General features: G+C 68.9%; 17 protein-coding genes and 1 pseudogene. 8 read left to right on the forward strand and 10 right to left on the reverse strand.

The annotated features are described in order from the left end of the window. Positions 1 to 315: 315 nt before the first annotated feature. Together ACSYGN_RS19605 and ACSYGN_RS19610 are read right to left on the reverse strand one after the other, a co-directional pair. On the reverse strand, positions 316 to 528 hold the full coding sequence (locus ACSYGN_RS19605; protein ID WP_460397391.1) for a DUF5326 family protein: 213 nt from the start codon (positions 526 to 528) through the stop codon (positions 316 to 318). 272 nt (positions 529 to 800) lie between these two features. After that, positions 801 to 1,118 (reverse strand): cupin domain-containing protein, encoded by a 318-nt coding sequence (locus ACSYGN_RS19610; RefSeq protein ID WP_460397393.1) that lies wholly within the window; start codon positions 1,116 to 1,118, stop codon positions 801 to 803. A gap of 48 nt (positions 1,119 to 1,166) precedes the next feature. Here ACSYGN_RS19610 and ACSYGN_RS19615 point away from each other — a divergent pair, with 48 nt between their 5' ends. From ACSYGN_RS19615 to ACSYGN_RS19630, 4 genes are all read left to right on the forward strand, one after another. After that, positions 1,167 to 1,544, forward strand: a complete 378-nt coding sequence (locus ACSYGN_RS19615; RefSeq protein WP_460397395.1) for a phage holin family protein — start codon at positions 1,167 to 1,169, stop codon at positions 1,542 to 1,544. Between the two features lie 5 nt (positions 1,545 to 1,549). Next, positions 1,550 to 2,041, forward strand: coding sequence for a low molecular weight protein-tyrosine-phosphatase (locus ACSYGN_RS19620; RefSeq protein WP_460397397.1), 492 nt, complete (start codon positions 1,550 to 1,552; stop codon positions 2,039 to 2,041). A gap of 211 nt (positions 2,042 to 2,252) precedes the next feature. Further along, a complete protein-coding gene (locus tag ACSYGN_RS19625) occupies positions 2,253 to 3,158 on the forward strand; it encodes a LysR family transcriptional regulator (protein WP_460397399.1) in 906 nt (301 codons plus the stop codon). Between the two features lie 89 nt (positions 3,159 to 3,247). Then, complete coding sequence (locus ACSYGN_RS19630) at positions 3,248 to 3,730, forward strand: NUDIX domain-containing protein (RefSeq protein ID WP_460397401.1); 483 nt, start codon at positions 3,248 to 3,250, stop codon at positions 3,728 to 3,730. Positions 3,731 to 3,763: 33 nt separating this feature from the next. Here ACSYGN_RS19630 and ACSYGN_RS19635 read toward each other — a convergent pair whose 3' ends face one another. Beyond that, positions 3,764 to 5,221, reverse strand: coding sequence for a globin domain-containing protein (locus ACSYGN_RS19635; RefSeq protein ID WP_460397403.1), 1,458 nt, complete (start codon positions 5,219 to 5,221; stop codon positions 3,764 to 3,766). A gap of 440 nt (positions 5,222 to 5,661) precedes the next feature. On the opposite strand from ACSYGN_RS19635, the gene ACSYGN_RS19640 reads away from it, so the two are divergent. After that, complete coding sequence (locus tag ACSYGN_RS19640; protein WP_460397405.1) at positions 5,662 to 6,546, forward strand: GNAT family N-acetyltransferase; 885 nt, start codon at positions 5,662 to 5,664, stop codon at positions 6,544 to 6,546. Positions 6,547 to 6,604: 58 nt separating this feature from the next. Next, positions 6,605 to 7,000 (forward strand): GNAT family N-acetyltransferase, encoded by a 396-nt coding sequence (locus ACSYGN_RS19645; protein ID WP_460403580.1) that lies wholly within the window; start codon positions 6,605 to 6,607, stop codon positions 6,998 to 7,000. Between the two features lie 55 nt (positions 7,001 to 7,055). On the opposite strand, the gene ACSYGN_RS19650 is transcribed toward ACSYGN_RS19645, so the two are convergent. Then, positions 7,056 to 8,441: a serine hydrolase domain-containing protein gene (locus tag ACSYGN_RS19650; RefSeq protein WP_460397407.1), complete on the reverse strand. Its 1,386-nt coding sequence runs from the start codon at positions 8,439 to 8,441 to the stop codon at positions 7,056 to 7,058. A gap of 103 nt (positions 8,442 to 8,544) precedes the next feature. Further along, positions 8,545 to 9,339, reverse strand: a pseudogene (locus tag ACSYGN_RS19655) (MMPL family transporter); the annotation flags it as partial. 296 nt (positions 9,340 to 9,635) lie between these two features. Here ACSYGN_RS19655 and ACSYGN_RS19660 point away from each other — a divergent pair. Next, positions 9,636 to 10,202, forward strand: coding sequence for a dihydrofolate reductase family protein (locus ACSYGN_RS19660; protein WP_460397409.1), 567 nt, complete (start codon positions 9,636 to 9,638; stop codon positions 10,200 to 10,202). A 19-nt stretch (positions 10,203 to 10,221) separates the two neighbouring features. Here ACSYGN_RS19660 and dnaB read toward each other — a convergent pair whose 3' ends face one another. Continuing rightward, positions 10,222 to 11,703, reverse strand: a complete 1,482-nt coding sequence (dnaB, locus tag ACSYGN_RS19665; RefSeq protein ID WP_460397411.1) for a replicative DNA helicase — start codon at positions 11,701 to 11,703, stop codon at positions 10,222 to 10,224. Positions 11,704 to 12,163: 460 nt separating this feature from the next. Here dnaB and ACSYGN_RS19670 point away from each other — a divergent pair, with 460 nt between their 5' ends. Continuing rightward, a complete protein-coding gene (locus ACSYGN_RS19670; protein ID WP_460397413.1) occupies positions 12,164 to 13,501 on the forward strand; it encodes an MATE family efflux transporter in 1,338 nt (445 codons plus the stop codon). A gap of 170 nt (positions 13,502 to 13,671) precedes the next feature. Here the strand turns inward: ACSYGN_RS19670 and rplI are convergent, their stop codons facing one another. The 4 genes from rplI to rpsF form a co-directional block, all read right to left on the reverse strand. Beyond that, positions 13,672 to 14,118 carry a 50S ribosomal protein L9 gene (rplI, locus tag ACSYGN_RS19675; RefSeq protein ID WP_460397415.1) on the reverse strand — a complete coding sequence of 149 codons (447 nt, stop codon included), beginning with the start codon at positions 14,116 to 14,118 and terminating at the stop codon, positions 13,672 to 13,674. Between the two features lie 18 nt (positions 14,119 to 14,136). Beyond that, positions 14,137 to 14,373 (reverse strand): 30S ribosomal protein S18, encoded by a 237-nt coding sequence (rpsR, locus tag ACSYGN_RS19680; protein ID WP_003949403.1) that lies wholly within the window; start codon positions 14,371 to 14,373, stop codon positions 14,137 to 14,139. A 105-nt stretch (positions 14,374 to 14,478) separates the two neighbouring features. Continuing rightward, complete coding sequence (locus ACSYGN_RS19685) at positions 14,479 to 15,069, reverse strand: single-stranded DNA-binding protein (RefSeq protein WP_460397417.1); 591 nt, start codon at positions 15,067 to 15,069, stop codon at positions 14,479 to 14,481. Between the two features lie 74 nt (positions 15,070 to 15,143). Then, positions 15,144 to 15,434 (reverse strand): 30S ribosomal protein S6, encoded by a 291-nt coding sequence (rpsF, locus tag ACSYGN_RS19690; RefSeq protein ID WP_289939642.1) that lies wholly within the window; start codon positions 15,432 to 15,434, stop codon positions 15,144 to 15,146. Between the last annotated feature and the right edge of the window lie 34 nt (positions 15,435 to 15,468).

Consider the following 15,468-nt stretch of genomic DNA (forward strand, 5'->3'; position numbering starts at 1 on the left):
GGGTGATGCCGGGGACGGTGCGGTCCGGGGCTGTACGGAACGTTCCGGGGAGCACCGCTGTTTCGGCGGTGCGGGGAGTGCGTGCTGTTCTGCGGGTGCGGTGTCAGCCGTGGCCAAGGGTCACTCCCGGAGCGCGAGAGGGCCAGCCCGTGCGGGGAACACGGGTGGGGGTGTACGCCGCCCGCGGGGACCGGCCCCGCGGGGAACTCCGGACTCTAACTCCGCCCCACAGCCCACAGACACCCCACGTGGGCAAACTTCCCTCCCGCGAGGGAACCGGCGATTCCCGTCACCGGTCCCCGGCTCCCGCGGCGCTCACCAGTCGCTGCGCGACGACGAACTCGACGTGAACTTCCGCACCACGTAGATCAGTCCACCGACCAGGGCCACAAAGACCAGCGCCTTGAACAGCAGCCCGATCACGAAGCCGACGACCGTGGCGATCAGCCCGCCGAACACGACCAGGGCGATGACCGGCACCGCGATCCACTTCACCCACCACGGCAGACTCGCGAAGATCTCACCCATTGCCTAGTCCCTTGCCTCTCTGCCCGTCGTCACCGCCGGGTTCCTCGGAGGTCCCGCACCCTGTGGTGCCGGATCCTCGTGTTCTGCTGTGTTCCTGTGCGGACCGGCGGGCTGACGGACTTGAGCTCGTGTTTGCGCTTGTTCTTTCGCTTGCGCTCTTGTCGTATTGCCGCCTGTCTGTCTTCGATGCTAGAGCGGCGCAGGCTCCTGCGGGGGCCCCGCATCCCTTGTCCGCCCCTGAGCGGTCCCCTAGGGAATCTCGGGGGAACCGCTCAGGCTTCCGGGGGAGAGAAGACGACGAGCACCCTGAGGTCCTCGCTGATGTGGTGGAACTTGTGGGCCACCCCGGCCGGCACGAACACCACGCTGCCGCGTGCCACCTGCGTGGTCTCCAGGCCGACGGTGAGCGAGGCGCGGCCGCTCACGACGAAGTACACCTCGTCCTGACGGTGCGGGGTCTGCGGGTCGTGCGCGCCCGCGTCAAGGGCGTAGAGACCGACCGACATGGTCCGTTCCCGCAGGAACCGCAGGTAGGCCCCGTCGTTGGCGGCGCGTTCCGCCTCCAGTTCGTCCAAGCGGAATGCCTTCATCGTCCTCGCCCGTACTCGTAGCCGATCGCGTCTGCCACGATCAGACACATGAAGAATTTCGTAGTCAAGACGATCGCCAACGCGGGCGCCCTTGCGGTCGCCGTATGGCTGCTCGACAAGATCACTCTGACCGGGGACAGCACGGGCAAGAAGGCCTTGACGCTGATCCTCGTCGCGTTGGTCTTCGGCGTGGTGAACTTCCTGGTCAAGCCGATCGTGCAGGTGCTGACCTTCCCGCTGTTCATCCTGACGCTCGGCCTGATCACCCTGATCGTCAACGCGCTGATGCTGCTGCTGACGTCCTGGGTGTGCGACAAGTTGGATCTGAGCTTCCATGTCGACGGCTTCTGGACGGCCGTGCTGGGCGGTCTGATCATCTCGATCGTCTCCTGGGCCCTGCACATGGTCCTGCCCGACGAGGACTGAGCCCGATGACCTATCGCGTCTGTTTCGTCTGTACGGGCAACATCTGCCGTTCCCCGATGGCCGAGTCGGTCTTCCGGGCGCGTGTCGCCGAGGCCGGTCTCGACAAAGTGGTCGAGGTCGACAGCGCCGGTACCGGCGGCTGGCACGAAGGTGACACCGCGGACCCTCGTACGGTCTCGGTCCTCGGTGAACAGGGCTACGGCACGGAGCACACGGCTCGCCAGTTCCAGCCGTCCTGGTTCGCCCGCCGGGATCTGGTGATCGCCCTCGACGAGGGTCATCGCAGGGCCCTGCGCCGTATCGCGCCCACCCCCGAGGACGCGGCGAAGGTGCGGCTGCTGCGCTCGTACGACCCGGCCGCCGGGGACGATCTCGATGTACCGGACCCTTATTACGGCGGTATGGACGGGTTTGCGGAGTGCCTTGAGATGGTGGAGTCGGCGAGCGCGGGCCTGCTGACCGCGGTGCGCGACCATCTGGAGGGACGAGCGGCTTGAGCGATCGGCAGGGCCGCACGCGAACGGTCCGAGCCTCCCCCCTCGTGACTCGGACCGCTCCGGTTCCCGTGCGCCGGGAACCGCGCGAACAAGGCTAGTTGACTGTGTGTCAGTGTCCAATCACTCCGGCGACAGAGACCTATCGACTTATTTATAGTTGGACCCTGCCTCGGGGGCGGGGAGAAGGGCAGGGACCGGGGAGGGACACTCGATGGATCTGGCCTTGCTGCGCACCTTCGTGACCGTGCACCGGGCCGGTTCCTTCACCCGTGCCGCCGCCCTGCTCGGTCTCTCGCAGCCCGCCGTCACCTCGCAGATCCGCACCCTGGAGCGGCAGTTGGGCCGTCCGCTGTTCCTGCGGCAGGCCCGCGGGGTGACCCCCACGACCATCGGCGACGAACTCGCCCACAAGGCCGCCCCGCACCTCGACGCCCTCGTGGAGATCACCGAGTCCGGACTGGAGGACGACTCTTCCTTACGCACCCTGCATCTCGCGGGGCCGCCCGAGTTCACCGCCGAACGCGTCCTGCCCGCACTCACCGAGCTGACCGGCGAGGACGGCCCGGGACTTGCGCTGCGCGCCTCCTTCGGGACAGCCGAGGAGACACTGGAGGGGCTGGCCGCCGGACACCATGACCTTGCCGTCAGCACGGCCCGCCCGCGCGGCCCTCTGCTCACCGCGACCCCGCTCTGCGACGAGGTGCATGTGCTGGTCGCCGCCCCGCGCTGGGCCCGGCAGATCGACGCCGAGGCGCTGCAGCACAAGGGCGCACCCGTTCTGGAGGACCTCCCCGTGGTCGAGGTCCATGAGTCGCTGCCGTTCGTCTCCCGCTACTGGGCCTCCGTCTTCGACGCCCTCCCCGCCGCCACCGGCGCCGTCATCGTGCCCGACCTGCGCGCGGTCCTGTCCTGCGCGGCCGCGGGCGCCGGACTCGCGGTCCTGCCCCGCTATCTGTGCGCCGCGGAACTGGAGCGCGGTGCTGTGGTCGCTCTGCACGAGCCGGCGGTGCCGCCGCTGCGGACGTACTTCCTGGTGGTTCGCGCCGGAACCCTGTCTCTGCCGCCCGTCGCCCGCGCCCATGACTGGCTCCAGCGGGCGGCGGCTGACTGGTGCTGAGCGGCACAACAGGAGATGATCACTCCGCGAGGTCGCTTGGTGACGTTTCGCGATGTTTCACGTGGAACCAGCGGGGCCACATTCCTTCCATGACCGTCCGACCCGTGGTCAAGCGCACCGCCCGTGCCGTTCTGCTGGACGGCGACGACCTCATCCTGATCAAACGCACCAAACCCGGCGTCGATCCCTACTGGGTGACACCCGGTGGCGGTGTCGAGCCAAGGGACACGACCGTCGTCGACGCCCTCCATCGCGAGGTGTACGAGGAGCTGGGGGCCAAGATCACCGACGTGGTGCCCTGCTTCGTCGACACCGTGGAACACATCGGTGAGGACGGTGGTGCGACCGGCGTCAAAGTGCAGCACTTCTTCGTCTGCCATCTGGAGTCCATGGACCCGGCCCTGCGGCACGGCCCCGAGGTGGACGAGCCCATCGGCGAGTACCAGATCGTCCGGGTGCCCTTCACCCGGGTCGGCATCGCCTCCGTCCATCTCGTTCCGCTCTCGCTGCGGCACTACCTGGACGGCAACATCGAGGGCGTCCGCGCCATGCACGCCCCCGACCTGGGCTGACAGCGGCCCCGGGCTCATTCTCCGGCCCCGGGCTCATTCTCCGGCCCCGGTCCGCTCCTCCGCCGGGTCGTGCCGGATACGCCCGGCCGGTACGCCGTTGTCCGCCAGCGCGCTCACCGCGCTGCGGACCAGGCCGGGCGGTCCGGCGACATAGCCGTCGTAGTCGTCCCACGGGCCGTACGCCCGTACGGCGTGCGGGAGTTGGTGCACCCCGTTGCGGTCCGGCACCGGGCGGATCTCCAGCCATGGGTGGCGCTGCTGGAGCCTGCGCAGGTTGTCGAGCTCGTACAGGTCCCGCTGGGTACGGGCGCCGTAGACGACCTCGACCGGCCGCCGCCCGCCGTGTTCGACGACGTCCTCCACGATCGCCTTGACGGGAGCGATGCCGGATCCGCCGGCGACGCAGACGATTCCCCCGTCGGTCGTGTGGTCGACGGTCATCGAGCCGGTCGGCGGGCCGAGCCGGACGACATCGCCGAGCCTGGCCCGGTGCAGCGCGTTGGAGACCCAGCCCGCGGGAACGGCCTTCACCTGGAACGTCAGCAGCCCGTCGGGCCGGGGAGCCGAAGCGAAGGAGTACGACCGCCAGACCCTGGGCCACCACGGCGTCTCCACCTCGGCGTACTGCCCGGCCAGGAAGGGGTAGGGCTGGTCGGGGCGGACGGTCACGGCCGTCACGTCCGGGGTCAGCGGCTCGTGCGCGACGATCTCGGCCTGCCACCACGCCGGGGCCTGGCGTGCGTCCGCCGCAGCGGCGTCGATCATCACCTGGGAGGCGGTCGTGTACGCCCGCGCCCACGCCGCGTGCGTCTGGGCGGTCCAGACGGCACCGGCGTACGCACCCAGGGCGCCGAGCAGGCACTCACCGACGACCGGGTAATGCTCGGGCCGGGTGCCGTACTTGCGGTGGCTGCGCCCCAGGGTCTGCAGATAGCCGACCAGGGCCGGGGTGTCGTCGATGTACCCGGCCGCGGTACGCAGCGCCTTCAGCAGCCGCTCCCGCGGGACATCCATCGCGGCGGGGAACATCGGACGCAGTCCGGGGTGACGTACGAAGAGGAGCGCGTAGAAGTACGCGGTGAAGTCGCCGGCCCTGGGGGTGATCTCAGCCATGGTGCGGCGGATGAGCACGGCATCCGGAACCGCCTCGGGGGCGGAGGCGGCACCCGGGTGGGGCGGAGCCGGGGCTGGGGAGGGCAGCGCCGCCCGGCGGGGAGGCACGCCCCGGCCCGGCGCCAGGGTGTCGGCGGGTGCGAGGGCACGCGGTATGCGCTCCTCGCCCGCACCTGCGGGACCCGAGCGGCCCCGGCCGATGTTCCGGACGCCACCCTCCACCGCGGGTCCTTGCGTCGGCCGCACCACAGCCGGGTGCAGTCCCTCGCCCGTCCCCCGCTCCGTGGAGGGGCGTTTCTCCATCGGTCGGCGCGGGCTGAACCAGCCGCCCTCGCCGGAAGCGCCATTGTCGGCCGACGGGGTGGTCGGAGCATCCATCGTGTGCCTCGCCTCGAACTGCTTGCGTCCGGTCGGCGCCCCTCCACTCTCGAAAGGGCGCACATTCTCCCCAGCGGACCGACGTGCTTTCCTGTTGCGGCCGGACATCCCCAGCGCGTACGGCGCCTCGGTCAATGCGGTTACATTCAACCCGCATTCCTGTGTCCTACGGGTGAGTAGGACAAGAGTGCACCAAGTGCGGCGCTGCCCGTTCCCCTCAATGACAGGGCAGGCCGGACGAGTTGTCCGATCCCGGCCGGGTGGGCAGAACCTCTGGCCGACTGGTCAGAGGTTCTGCGCCGAGTACCGGCTCGCTGTTTCACGTGAAACAGCGTGGACCTGTCGGCGCTCTGTACAGGTGGCCACGACATGGCCAAAAGCACGTATGTCTCCCAGGAAACGGTGGACGCCGGGGGCGCCGGTCGGACAGCCTGACCTGCGTGCCGACTCCTGCCCTCGCAACTCTTCCCATTCGCCGGCTGACACTTCGTGATCTGGCCGACTGCGCCGACTTGTCCGAGGATCGGGGGTGGCCGCGCGAGGAACACAAGTGGGGCTTCCTCCTCACTGCGGGAAAGGGCTACGGCATCGACGATCCCGGCGGCGGACTCGTCACCGCGTGCGTGGTCACGGAATACGGCCCCTGGGACCGTCCGGCGCTCGGTGCCATCGGTATGGTTCTGGTCGCCGCACGGTATGCCCGGCAGGGCGTCGGCCGCCGGCTGATGCGTCATGTCGTCACAACGATGAACACGACGCCGCTGACCCTCCACGCGACACCGAACGGCCGCCCGCTCTATGAGGAGATGGGATTCAAGGTGTCCGGCCGTGCGGAAATGCTCCACGGCCGCTTCACACCGAGAGAGCCGGGAGAGCCGGGAGAACCGGGACCCCGGATCGCGACACGAGCCGCCAACGCCGAGGACCTTCCCACGATCATCCGGCTCGACGAGGAGGTGTTCGGCACCGACCGCACGCACATCATCACCCGGCTGCCCGCCTTCACCGACCGTCTCCTGGTCGCCGAGGAGAGGGGCAGGATCATCGGCTACGCGGGTGCCTGGCCCAACATGGACACCCAGGTCGTCGGACCGCTGATCGCCCGGGACACCAGAACCGCGAAGGCACTCATCGACGCGCTGGCCGCAGAGACGGAACGCCCCCTGCGTACGGACATCGACGTACGACACGAAGAACTCCTGGCCTGGCTCAAGGAACGCGGCCTCGCGTCCGCCGGGTTCAACTCCGTCATGACGTACGGGATCGCGGAGCTGCCCGGCGACTGGACCCGGCGGTTCGCGCCCGTGACGGTGGCGGCGGGCTGAGGTGGCCGGTCTCACCGTCCGCGCCGCGGTCGCCGACGACGTACCGGCGATCGTCGCCATGCTCGCCGACGACCCGCTGGGCGCTCGACGCGAGTCCCCGGACGATCCGGCCCCTTATCTGGCCGCGCTGGAACGGCTGAGCGGCGACCCGAACCAGCATGTCGTCGTCGCGGTATGCGAGGGCCGTGTGGTGGGCACCCTCCAGCTCACCATCGTTCCCGGACTGTCCCGCAGGGGCGCCACCAGATCGATCATCGAGGGTGTCCGTGTCCATGCCGACGAGCGCGGCAGCGGTCTCGGCACCCAGCTCATCGAGTGGGCGATCGAGGAATCCCGGCGTCAGGACTGCCAGTTGGTCCAGCTGACCTCCGACAGCACCCGCACCGACGCCCACCGGTTCTACGAGCGGCTCGGGTTCACGGCCTCCCACATCGGATTCAAGCTCCCCCTGTGAGGACACGGGGGCGGCCGGTTTCACGTGAAACAAGCCGCCCTCGGCGCCGCGTCGGCTATCCGATACCGCGCCATCCCTGCGGGTCCACTCCTCCGGGCACAGCAGCCCCCTCCTCGTACGGCTGGCGCGTGAACACGAACGATCCGATGTCCAGATGGCTCAGCGACCCGTCCGGGCGTCGTACGGCCCGCAGAACCTCTCCGGCGTAATAGTCGTCGAGCCCGGTCCAGGTGCCGTCACCGTTGGGCTCGAACCGTGATCTGCGGCCGTCCCCCGTCAGCGGCTCCAGCACGAGCGGCCCGTCGGCCGTCACCCGCAGCCCGAAGCCGTACGTCCCCCAGTACCACTGCCCGGCCAGCTCCAGGACGGCCGGGTCGACCTCCCGCAGCGGCCGCCACGGCTCCGGGATCCTGGGCTCGGCCTCGGCGACGATACCGACGAGATCGGCGGCCACCGCGGACAGCAGCGGGCCCGAGGTGCAATTGGCCAGCACCACGGCCCCGACGTCGTCCGCCACGCTGATGGTCAGGTTGGCCAGGAAGCCCGGGAGTGAGCCCGAGTGCCCGACCAGCAGCCGCCCGTGCCGCTGCCGGACCTGCAGGCCGAGCCCGTACGACACGCCGTCCGCCAGATCCGCCGCCTCGGCCGGGGCGGACGGCGTCCGCATCTCCGCCACGGAGGCCGCGCTCAGCACCCGGTCGTCACCCCTGGCCAGGAACGCGGCGAACCGTGCCAGATCACCCGTCGTCGACCAGAGCTGTCCGGCGGGAGCCATCCTGCCGAGGTCCTCGGCGGGCTCCGGGAGCAGCGCATCGGCCCAAGGGTGCACGGCCCAGCCGCCCGCATGCGGCGCCTCGGGGCGTGTGGTCGTGCGGTTCAGGCCCAGCGGCTCGAGCAGCTCGCGCCGCAGGACGTCCTCCCAGGGCGCGTCCCGCAGCGCCTCGACCAGTGCGCCCAGCAGGGTGAAGCCGGTGTTCGAGTAGTGGTGGCGGCGGCCCGCAGGATGCACGAAGGGCTTCTCGCCCAGCACGTCGGAGAGCTCGGGACGCAGCGACCCCGGCGTCCGCTCCCACCACGGCCCCGGCGACTCGGCCGCCAACCCCGCACTGTGGGCGAGCAGTCCGGCGATGGTGGCCTCCCCCGCACCGGTCCCCGGCAGATGCATCTCCAGCGGATCACCGAGGTCGAGGACTCCCTCGTCGCGCAGTCTGAGCACGAGAACGGCGGTGAAGGTCTTGGTGATCGAGGCGATCCTGAACTGCACGTTCTCGTCCGGGAGGGACCCGTCGACCGAACTCCGTGCTCCCGTCCACACGGCTGATCCGTCCCGCACGACCGTCGCGACGAGCGAGGGAGCCCGCCCCTCGGCCTGGGCCACGGCGATCCGCTGCAGCAGGGCGCGACGGGTGCCGGGAAGCAGTTCGTCCTGAGGTGTTGTCATGATCCCAGTCCACTCGCCACAGCCACCGCACGTCGAGCTCATTTCGCTCCGGCAAGTGCAGGTTTCTGTTGATCTGGGTGAGCGCGACAAGCACGGAGACGGCCTCCGCGGGGTCATGGCCGCGGGCGCGCTCCTCGCGGTAGCGCGAGACGATGAAGAGCGCATAGTCGATGCCGACGGCCAGGCCCAGCATCAGCGCGAGCTCCTGCGAGGTGCCCGACAGTCCCAGCGCGTTGCTCAGCGCCATGATCCCGAACAGGCTCAGCACCACCCCGACGATCGCCGTCAGCAGCGGCATCCCGGCCGCGGCGAAGGCGCCGAAGGTGATGAACAGGATGATCGCGGCGGCGACCAGGCTGAAGATCAGGGCCGTGTCCGAGGCCGCAGGCGACAGCGCGTCGCCGCCGACCTCGACCGTCAGCCCCGTATCGCGGGCGATCTTAAGCGCGCCCTGCAGCGTGCTCGTCGTCGCGTCGGTGAGATCGTCGTTCTTGACGCTGTAGTTGACGTCACCGATCGCGGTGGTGCCGTCCTTGCTGACCTGACCGGTCTGCGAGGGCGTGTCCGAGCTCGTGACCTGCGAGGATTTCGCCGCCGCGGCGACGACCTCGGCCATCACCTTCTCGTAGTGCGCGGCGGTGACTTTCTGCCCGTGCGGGGCGATGAAGACGATCTGCGCGGAGGCGCCGCCGGTGGTGGTGTGGAAGTCCTTCTGGATCAGGCTGTTCGCCTTCGAGAACTCCGCTCCCGGAATGGACGAGTCGTCCGCAGGCGCGGACGGGGCGAACAGCCCGGCAACTACGACTGCGCCGAGCACCGCGACCCACATCGACAACACGGACCATCGGCGCCGGAAGGCGAACCGGCCCAATCGGTAGAGCAAGGAGGCCACGGCCATCTCCGAATCTGATCTGGGACTGCTCTCCGAAGGCTCCCCTGGTCAGACCCCTGCCGTCGTCACGTGGCCGACGGCAGTCGCCCTACGCGCCATCGCGTACCGGGCCGCGGCGGATACGGCGGTTTGCGTAGTGGCGGTTCCCTGAACCGGGCATCCTGCGGCTTGCCCGTGTCGGCCGAGTACACCACGCTGAGCCCCGAGGACGAGGACTACCGGCGAGCCCAGATCGCGCACCGATGAGTTTCCCGCGCCGCGCCGGTCTGTACGCCGGACACCCACGGACGGAAGGCTGGGCCATGCGGAAACTGATCTACGGCATGAACCTGACCCTGGACGGCTACATCGCCGCGGCCGGCGACGACATCGGCTGGGGCGGACCGCCGAGCAACGAGCTGTTCCAGTGGTGGCTCGACCACGAGCTGGCGAGTGGTCTGTCGCTGTACGGGCGCAAGCTGTGGGAGACGATGAGTTCCTACTGGCCGACCGGCGACCAGCAGCCCAACGCCACCCCGGCGGAGATGGAGTTCGCGCGGAACTGGCGGGACACGCCGAAGGTGGTGTTCTCCTCGACGATCGACAAGGTCGACTGGAACACCCGCCTGGTCACCGGCGACGCGATCGCCGAGATCACCCGGCTCAAGGCCGAGGACGGCGGCCCGATGGACATCGGCGGTGCAACGCTCGCCGGGGCGGCCATGCGCGCCGGACTGATCGACGAGTACGTGATCGCCACCCATCCGGTCCTGGTGGGCGGCGGCACGCCGTTCTTCACCGCGCTGGACAGCTGGGTGAACCTGAACCTGGTGGAGACGCGGACGTTTCCCGGCGGCGTGGTCCTGACCAGGTACGAGACGAGGCTCTGAGACCCTACAGCCGGGCGGATCAGGTCTGTGCCATGTCCACGAAGCGGGAGTAGTGGCCCTGGAAGGCGACAGTGATCGTCGCGGTGGGGCCGTTGCGGTGCTTGGCGACGATCAGGTCGGCCTCGCCCGCGCGCGGTGACTCCTTCTCGTAGGCGTCCTCCCGGTGCAGCAGGATCACCATGTCGGCGTCCTGCTCGATGGAGCCGGACTCACGCAGGTCGGACACCATGGGCTTCTTGTCGGTGCGCTGCTCGGGGCCGCGGTTGAGCTGGGAGAGCGCGATCACCGGGATCTCCAGCTCCTTGGCGAGGAGCTTGAGATTACGGGACATGTCCGACACCTCCTGCTGACGGCTCTCGGCGCGCTTGGCACCGCCGGACTGCATCAGCTGGAGGTAGTCGATGACGACGAGCTTGATGTCGTTGCGCTGCTTGAGGCGGCGGCACTTGGCACGGATCTCCATCATCGACAGGTTCGGGGAGTCGTCGATGTAGAGCGGTGCGGCCGACACGTCCGGCATACGGCGGGCCAGACGGGTCCAGTCGTCGTCGGTCATCGTGCCGGAGCGCATGTGGTGCAGCGCGACCCGGGCCTCGGCGGACAGCAGGCGCATCGCGATCTCGTTGCGGCCCATCTCCAGGGAGAAGATGACGCTCGGCAGGTTGTGTTTGATCGACGCGGTCCGGGCGAAGTCCAGCGCGAGGGTGGACTTGCCCATGGCAGGACGGGCCGCGATGACAATCATCTGGCCCGGGTGCAGTCCGTTGGTGAGGGAGTCGAGGTCGGTGAAACCGGTGGGGACACCGGTCATCTCGCCGCTGCGTGAGCCGATCGCCTCGATCTCGTCGAGGGCGCCCTCCATGATGTCGCCGAGGGGCAGATAGTCCTCGCTGGTGCGCTGCTCGGTGACGGCGTAGATCTCGGCCTGGGCCCGGTTGACGATCTCGTCGACATCGCCGTCGGCGGCATATCCCATCTGGGTGATGCGGGTACCCGCCTCGACCAGACGGCGCAGGACCGCGCGCTCATGGACGATCTCCGCGTAGTACTCGGCGTTCGCCGCCGTCGGCACCGTCTGAACGAGCGTGTGCAGATAGGAGGGGCCGCCGACCTTGTTGATCTCGCCGCGCTTGGTGAGCTCCGCGGCGATGGTGATGGGGTCGGCCGGCTCACCCTTGGCATAGACGTCGAGGATCGCCAGATAGATCGTCTCGTGCGCGGGCTTGTAGAAGTCGTTGCCCTTGAGCAGCTCGACGACATCGGCGATGGCGTCCTTGGAGAGCAGCATGCCGCCGAGCACGGACTGCTCGGCGTCCAGGTCCTGCGGGGGGACCCGCTCGAAGGACGACGACCCTCCGCCGTCCCACTCCCCGCTGTCCCGGCCCCGGTCGTGCTGGTCGTCACGGCCCCGGCCGCCGTCGCCGCGCCGACGGGAGGCAGGCAGACGATCACTGGGTCCGCTCTCGGCCCACGGGTCGTCCAAGGGCTCGGAAATACTCACCGAGCCACCTCCTCCCGTCCGCCGAGCGGACCTCGCCGTGCCTCGTCTTTTCTACGGCACAGCACTGACAAATGAGAGGCCCAACTCCACTTGTGGCGCGTCGGATTTGCGGCATTTCCGAGGCCGGTTCACGGAGCGGGCGCCGGACCACGGTAGGCCCCTCGGCACCGTCAGCCAATCTGGTTATCCACAGGCCATGTGGACGACGCACCGGATGCTGTGGAGAAGTCGGCCAAACCTGTGCACGACGCGGTGGACAGTGCTGTGAACAAGACCTCCACCCTTCCCTGCCCACCCATCTGACCTGCATTTTTACCATCCACCGGCTGTGCAGAACAAAAACTTCCCCACTCAGCCCAAGATCGCTTCGAACACCGCGCGAAAGCACACCCCGTGCGAATTGAGGTAAGGACCACAAAGGGTTTGCATCACTTACCTGTGGACGATTACATTGATGCTCATGACACAGGCCCCCGTGACCTCTCGCACCCCCCTGCGACAGCACGACCGCGAGATCGTCGCGCTGGCCCTTCCGGCCTTCGGCGCACTGGTCGCGGAGCCCCTCTTCGTCATGGCGGACAGCGCGATCGTCGGGCATCTCGGCACGGCGCAGCTGGCCGGACTCGGGGTCGCCTCGGCCCTCCTCATGACAGCGGTGAGCGTCTTCGTCTTCCTCGCCTACGCCACCACCGCCGCCGTGGCGCGGCGCGTGGGCTCGGGCGATCTCCAGGCCGCCATCCGCCAAGGCATGGACGGCATCTGGCTGGCACTGCTGCTCGGCGCGGCCGTCATCGTCGTCGTCCTGCCCGGCGCGCCCGCCCTTGTCGGGCTCTTCGGCGCCTCCGACACCGCGACACCGTACGCGACGACCTATCTGAGGATCTCCGCGCTCGGGATCCCGGCCATGCTCGTCGTGCTGGCCGCCACCGGTGTCCTGCGCGGACTCCAGAACACCAGAACACCGCTCTACGTCGCCGTCGCTGGTTTCGTGGCCAACGCCGCGCTCAACGCCGCACTCGTCTACGGCGCAGGGCTCGGCATCGCCGGCTCGGCCTGGGGAACCGTGATCGCCCAGTGCGGCATGGCCGCGGTCTATCTCACCGTGGTCGTCCGCGGGGCACGTGAGCACGGCGCCTCGCTTCGACCGCATGCCGCGGGCATCAGGGCCTCGGCACAGGCGGGGGTGCCCCTGCTGGTCCGCACGCTGTCACTGCGGGCCATCCTGATGATCGCCACCGCCGTCGCGGCCCGGCTCGGCGACGCCGACATCGCCGCCCACCAGATCGTCCTGTCCTTGTGGAGCCTGCTCGCCTTCGCGCTAGACGCCATCGCGATCGCGGGGCAGGCCATCATCGGCCGCTGTCTCGGTGCCAGTGACGCCCGTGGCGCTCGGGACACATGCCGCCGCATGGTGCAGTGGGGCATCGCGGCGGGCTGTGCGCTCGGTCTGCTGGTGGTCGTGGCCCGGCCGGTCTTCCTGCCGTTGTTCACCGGTGACGCGACCGTGAAGGACGCGGCGTTTCCGGCGTTGCTCCTGGTGGCGCTCTCCCAGCCGGTGTGCGGGATCGTCTTCGTCCTGGACGGAGTCCTGATGGGCGCGGGAGACGGTCCCTATCTGGCCTGGGCCATGGTGCTCACCCTTGCGGTATTCGCCCCTGCCGCCCTACTGGTGCCCACTGTCGGCGGTGGTCTCACCGCGCTGTGGGCGGCGATGACGCTGATGATGACCGTGCGCATGCTGACCCTGTGGTGGCGTGCCCGCTCGGGCCGCTGGATCGTGACGGGCGCGACGCGCTGACCGTTTCACGTGAAACACCGCAGCTGTCACGTTTCACGTGAAACACGGGCCCCTGCCCATGCGTTGGCACCCCCCGGACCGACCCCACCCCACCCATGCGAGAGGGGCCGCACCTGTGAAAGGTGCGGCCCCTCTCGTCACGGCTTCAGCCGGACGCGGCGATCAGGCGATCAGGCCGCGACGACCTCGATGCTGACCTTGGCGGCCACCTCGGGGTGCAGACGCACGGACGTCTCGTGGGCGCCCAGCGTCTTGATCGGCGAACCGACCTCGATACGGCGCTTGTCGACGTCGGGACCACCGGCGGCCTTGATCGCCGAAGCGATGTCGGCCTGGGTGACGGAGCCGAAGAGACGGCCGGAGTCACCGGAGCGGACGGCCAGGCGGACCTTGACGCCCTCGAGCCGGGCCTTCACCGCGTTGGCCTGCTCGATGGTCTGGATCTCGTGGATCTTGCGAGCACGACGGATCTGCTCGACGTCCTTCTCGCCACCCTTGGTCCAGCGGATCGCGAACTTCCGCGGGATCAGGTAGTTGCGGGCGTAGCCGTCCTTGACATCGACGACTTCGCCGGCGGCGCCGAGGCCGGAGACCTCGTGGGTGAGGATGATCCTCATGAGTCGGTCACCCTTCCCTTAGCGCGCGGTGGAGGTGTAGGGCAGCAGCGCCATCTCACGGCTGTTCTTGACTGCCGTGGCGACATCACGCTGGTGCTGGGTGCAGTTGCCGGTCACGCGGCGGGCACGGATCTTGCCGCGGTCGGAAATGAACTTCCGCAGCATGTTCGTGTCCTTGTAGTCCACGTACGTGACCTTGTCCTTGCAGAATGCGCAAACCTTCTTCTTAGGCTTGCGCACAGGCGGCTTCGCCATGGTGTTTCTCCTGTGTGATCAAGAAGTGTGGGTACGACCCGCCCTCGGTCCGGAGACCTCTGGGTCCAGAAACCTTTCAGTCCCGGGACCCATCGGTCCGCAGACCTAGAAGGGGGGCTCGTCCGAGTAGCCGCCACCGCTGCCGCCGCCGGAGTTTCCACCCCAGCCGCCACCGCCGCCGCCCTGGTTGCCGGCGGGAGCACCGGTCGCCCACGGGTCGTCGCCACCGCCCTGCTGACCGCCGCCGGAGCCACCGCCCCAGCCGCCGCCAGCCTGGCCGCCACCGCCGCCGTAGCCGCCCTGGCCCCCTTGACCGCCCTGGCCACTGCGGCCGGAGGTCTTGGTGACCTTCGCCGTGGCGTTGCGCAGGCTGGGGCCGACTTCCTCGACGTCCAGCTCGTAGACCGTGCGCTTGACACCCTCCCGGTCCTCGTAGGACCGCTGCTTCAGCCGGCCCTGCACGACGACGCGCATGCCTCGCTGGAGCGACTCCGCGACGTTCTCAGCCGCCTGGCGCCAGACCGAGCAGGTCAGGAAGAGGCTCTCGCCGTCCTTCCACTCGTTCGTCTGACGGTCGAAGGTGCGGGGAGTGGACGCGACACGGAACTTCGCGACCGCCGCACCGGAGGGGGTGAAGCGCAGCTCGGGGTCGTCGACAAGATTGCCGACCACCGTGATGACGGTCTCGCCTGCCATGGATGAACCTCTCGGCGGGTTTGCTGCTTTTGGTTGCTGCTACTCGAAGTCCCGGGACCTTGTGAGCGGAGGGCTCAGTGGGTCTCGGGGCGGAGGACCTTGGTCCGGAGGACCGACTCGTTCAGGTTCATCTGGCGGTCGAGCTCCTTGACGACCGCAGGCTCCGCCTGCAGGTCGATGACCGAGTAGATGCCCTCGGGCTTCTTCTTGATCTCGTACGCGAGCCGACGACGGCCCCAGGTGTCGACCTTCTCGACCTTGCCGCCGCCGTCACGGACGACAGACAGGAAGTTCTCGATCAGCGGGGAGACAGAGCGCTCCTCGACATCGGGGTCGAGGATCACCATCACCTCGTAGTGACGCATGTGGAACCCACCTCCTCTGGACTCAACGGCCACG

This window comes from Streptomyces sp. YIM S03343 (assembly GCF_054729195.1).

Coding starts and splice junctions, on each gene's coding strand:
- ACSYGN_RS19615 (WP_460397395.1), top strand. CDS start 1,167: ATGAAGAATTTCGTAGTCAAGACGATCGCCAACGCGGGCGCCCTTGCG.
- ACSYGN_RS19650 (WP_460397407.1), bottom strand. CDS start 8,441: ATGACAACACCTCAGGACGAACTGCTTCCCGGCACCCGTCGCGCCCTG.
- ACSYGN_RS19660 (WP_460397409.1), top strand. CDS start 9,636: ATGCGGAAACTGATCTACGGCATGAACCTGACCCTGGACGGCTACATC.
- ACSYGN_RS19635 (WP_460397403.1), bottom strand. CDS start 5,221: ATGGATGCTCCGACCACCCCGTCGGCCGACAATGGCGCTTCCGGCGAG.
- ACSYGN_RS19670 (WP_460397413.1), top strand. CDS start 12,164: ATGACACAGGCCCCCGTGACCTCTCGCACCCCCCTGCGACAGCACGAC.
- ACSYGN_RS19685 (WP_460397417.1), bottom strand. CDS start 15,069: ATGGCAGGCGAGACCGTCATCACGGTGGTCGGCAATCTTGTCGACGAC.
- ACSYGN_RS19645 (WP_460403580.1), top strand. CDS start 6,605: ATGCTCGCCGACGACCCGCTGGGCGCTCGACGCGAGTCCCCGGACGAT.
- ACSYGN_RS19605 (WP_460397391.1), bottom strand. CDS start 528: ATGGGTGAGATCTTCGCGAGTCTGCCGTGGTGGGTGAAGTGGATCGCG.
- rpsR (WP_003949403.1), bottom strand. CDS start 14,373: ATGGCGAAGCCGCCTGTGCGCAAGCCTAAGAAGAAGGTTTGCGCATTC.
- ACSYGN_RS19610 (WP_460397393.1), bottom strand. CDS start 1,118: ATGAAGGCATTCCGCTTGGACGAACTGGAGGCGGAACGCGCCGCCAAC.
- rpsF (WP_289939642.1), bottom strand. CDS start 15,434: ATGCGTCACTACGAGGTGATGGTGATCCTCGACCCCGATGTCGAGGAG.
- ACSYGN_RS19630 (WP_460397401.1), top strand. CDS start 3,248: ATGACCGTCCGACCCGTGGTCAAGCGCACCGCCCGTGCCGTTCTGCTG.
- ACSYGN_RS19620 (WP_460397397.1), top strand. CDS start 1,550: ATGACCTATCGCGTCTGTTTCGTCTGTACGGGCAACATCTGCCGTTCC.
- rplI (WP_460397415.1), bottom strand. CDS start 14,118: ATGAGGATCATCCTCACCCACGAGGTCTCCGGCCTCGGCGCCGCCGGC.
- ACSYGN_RS19625 (WP_460397399.1), top strand. CDS start 2,253: ATGGATCTGGCCTTGCTGCGCACCTTCGTGACCGTGCACCGGGCCGGT.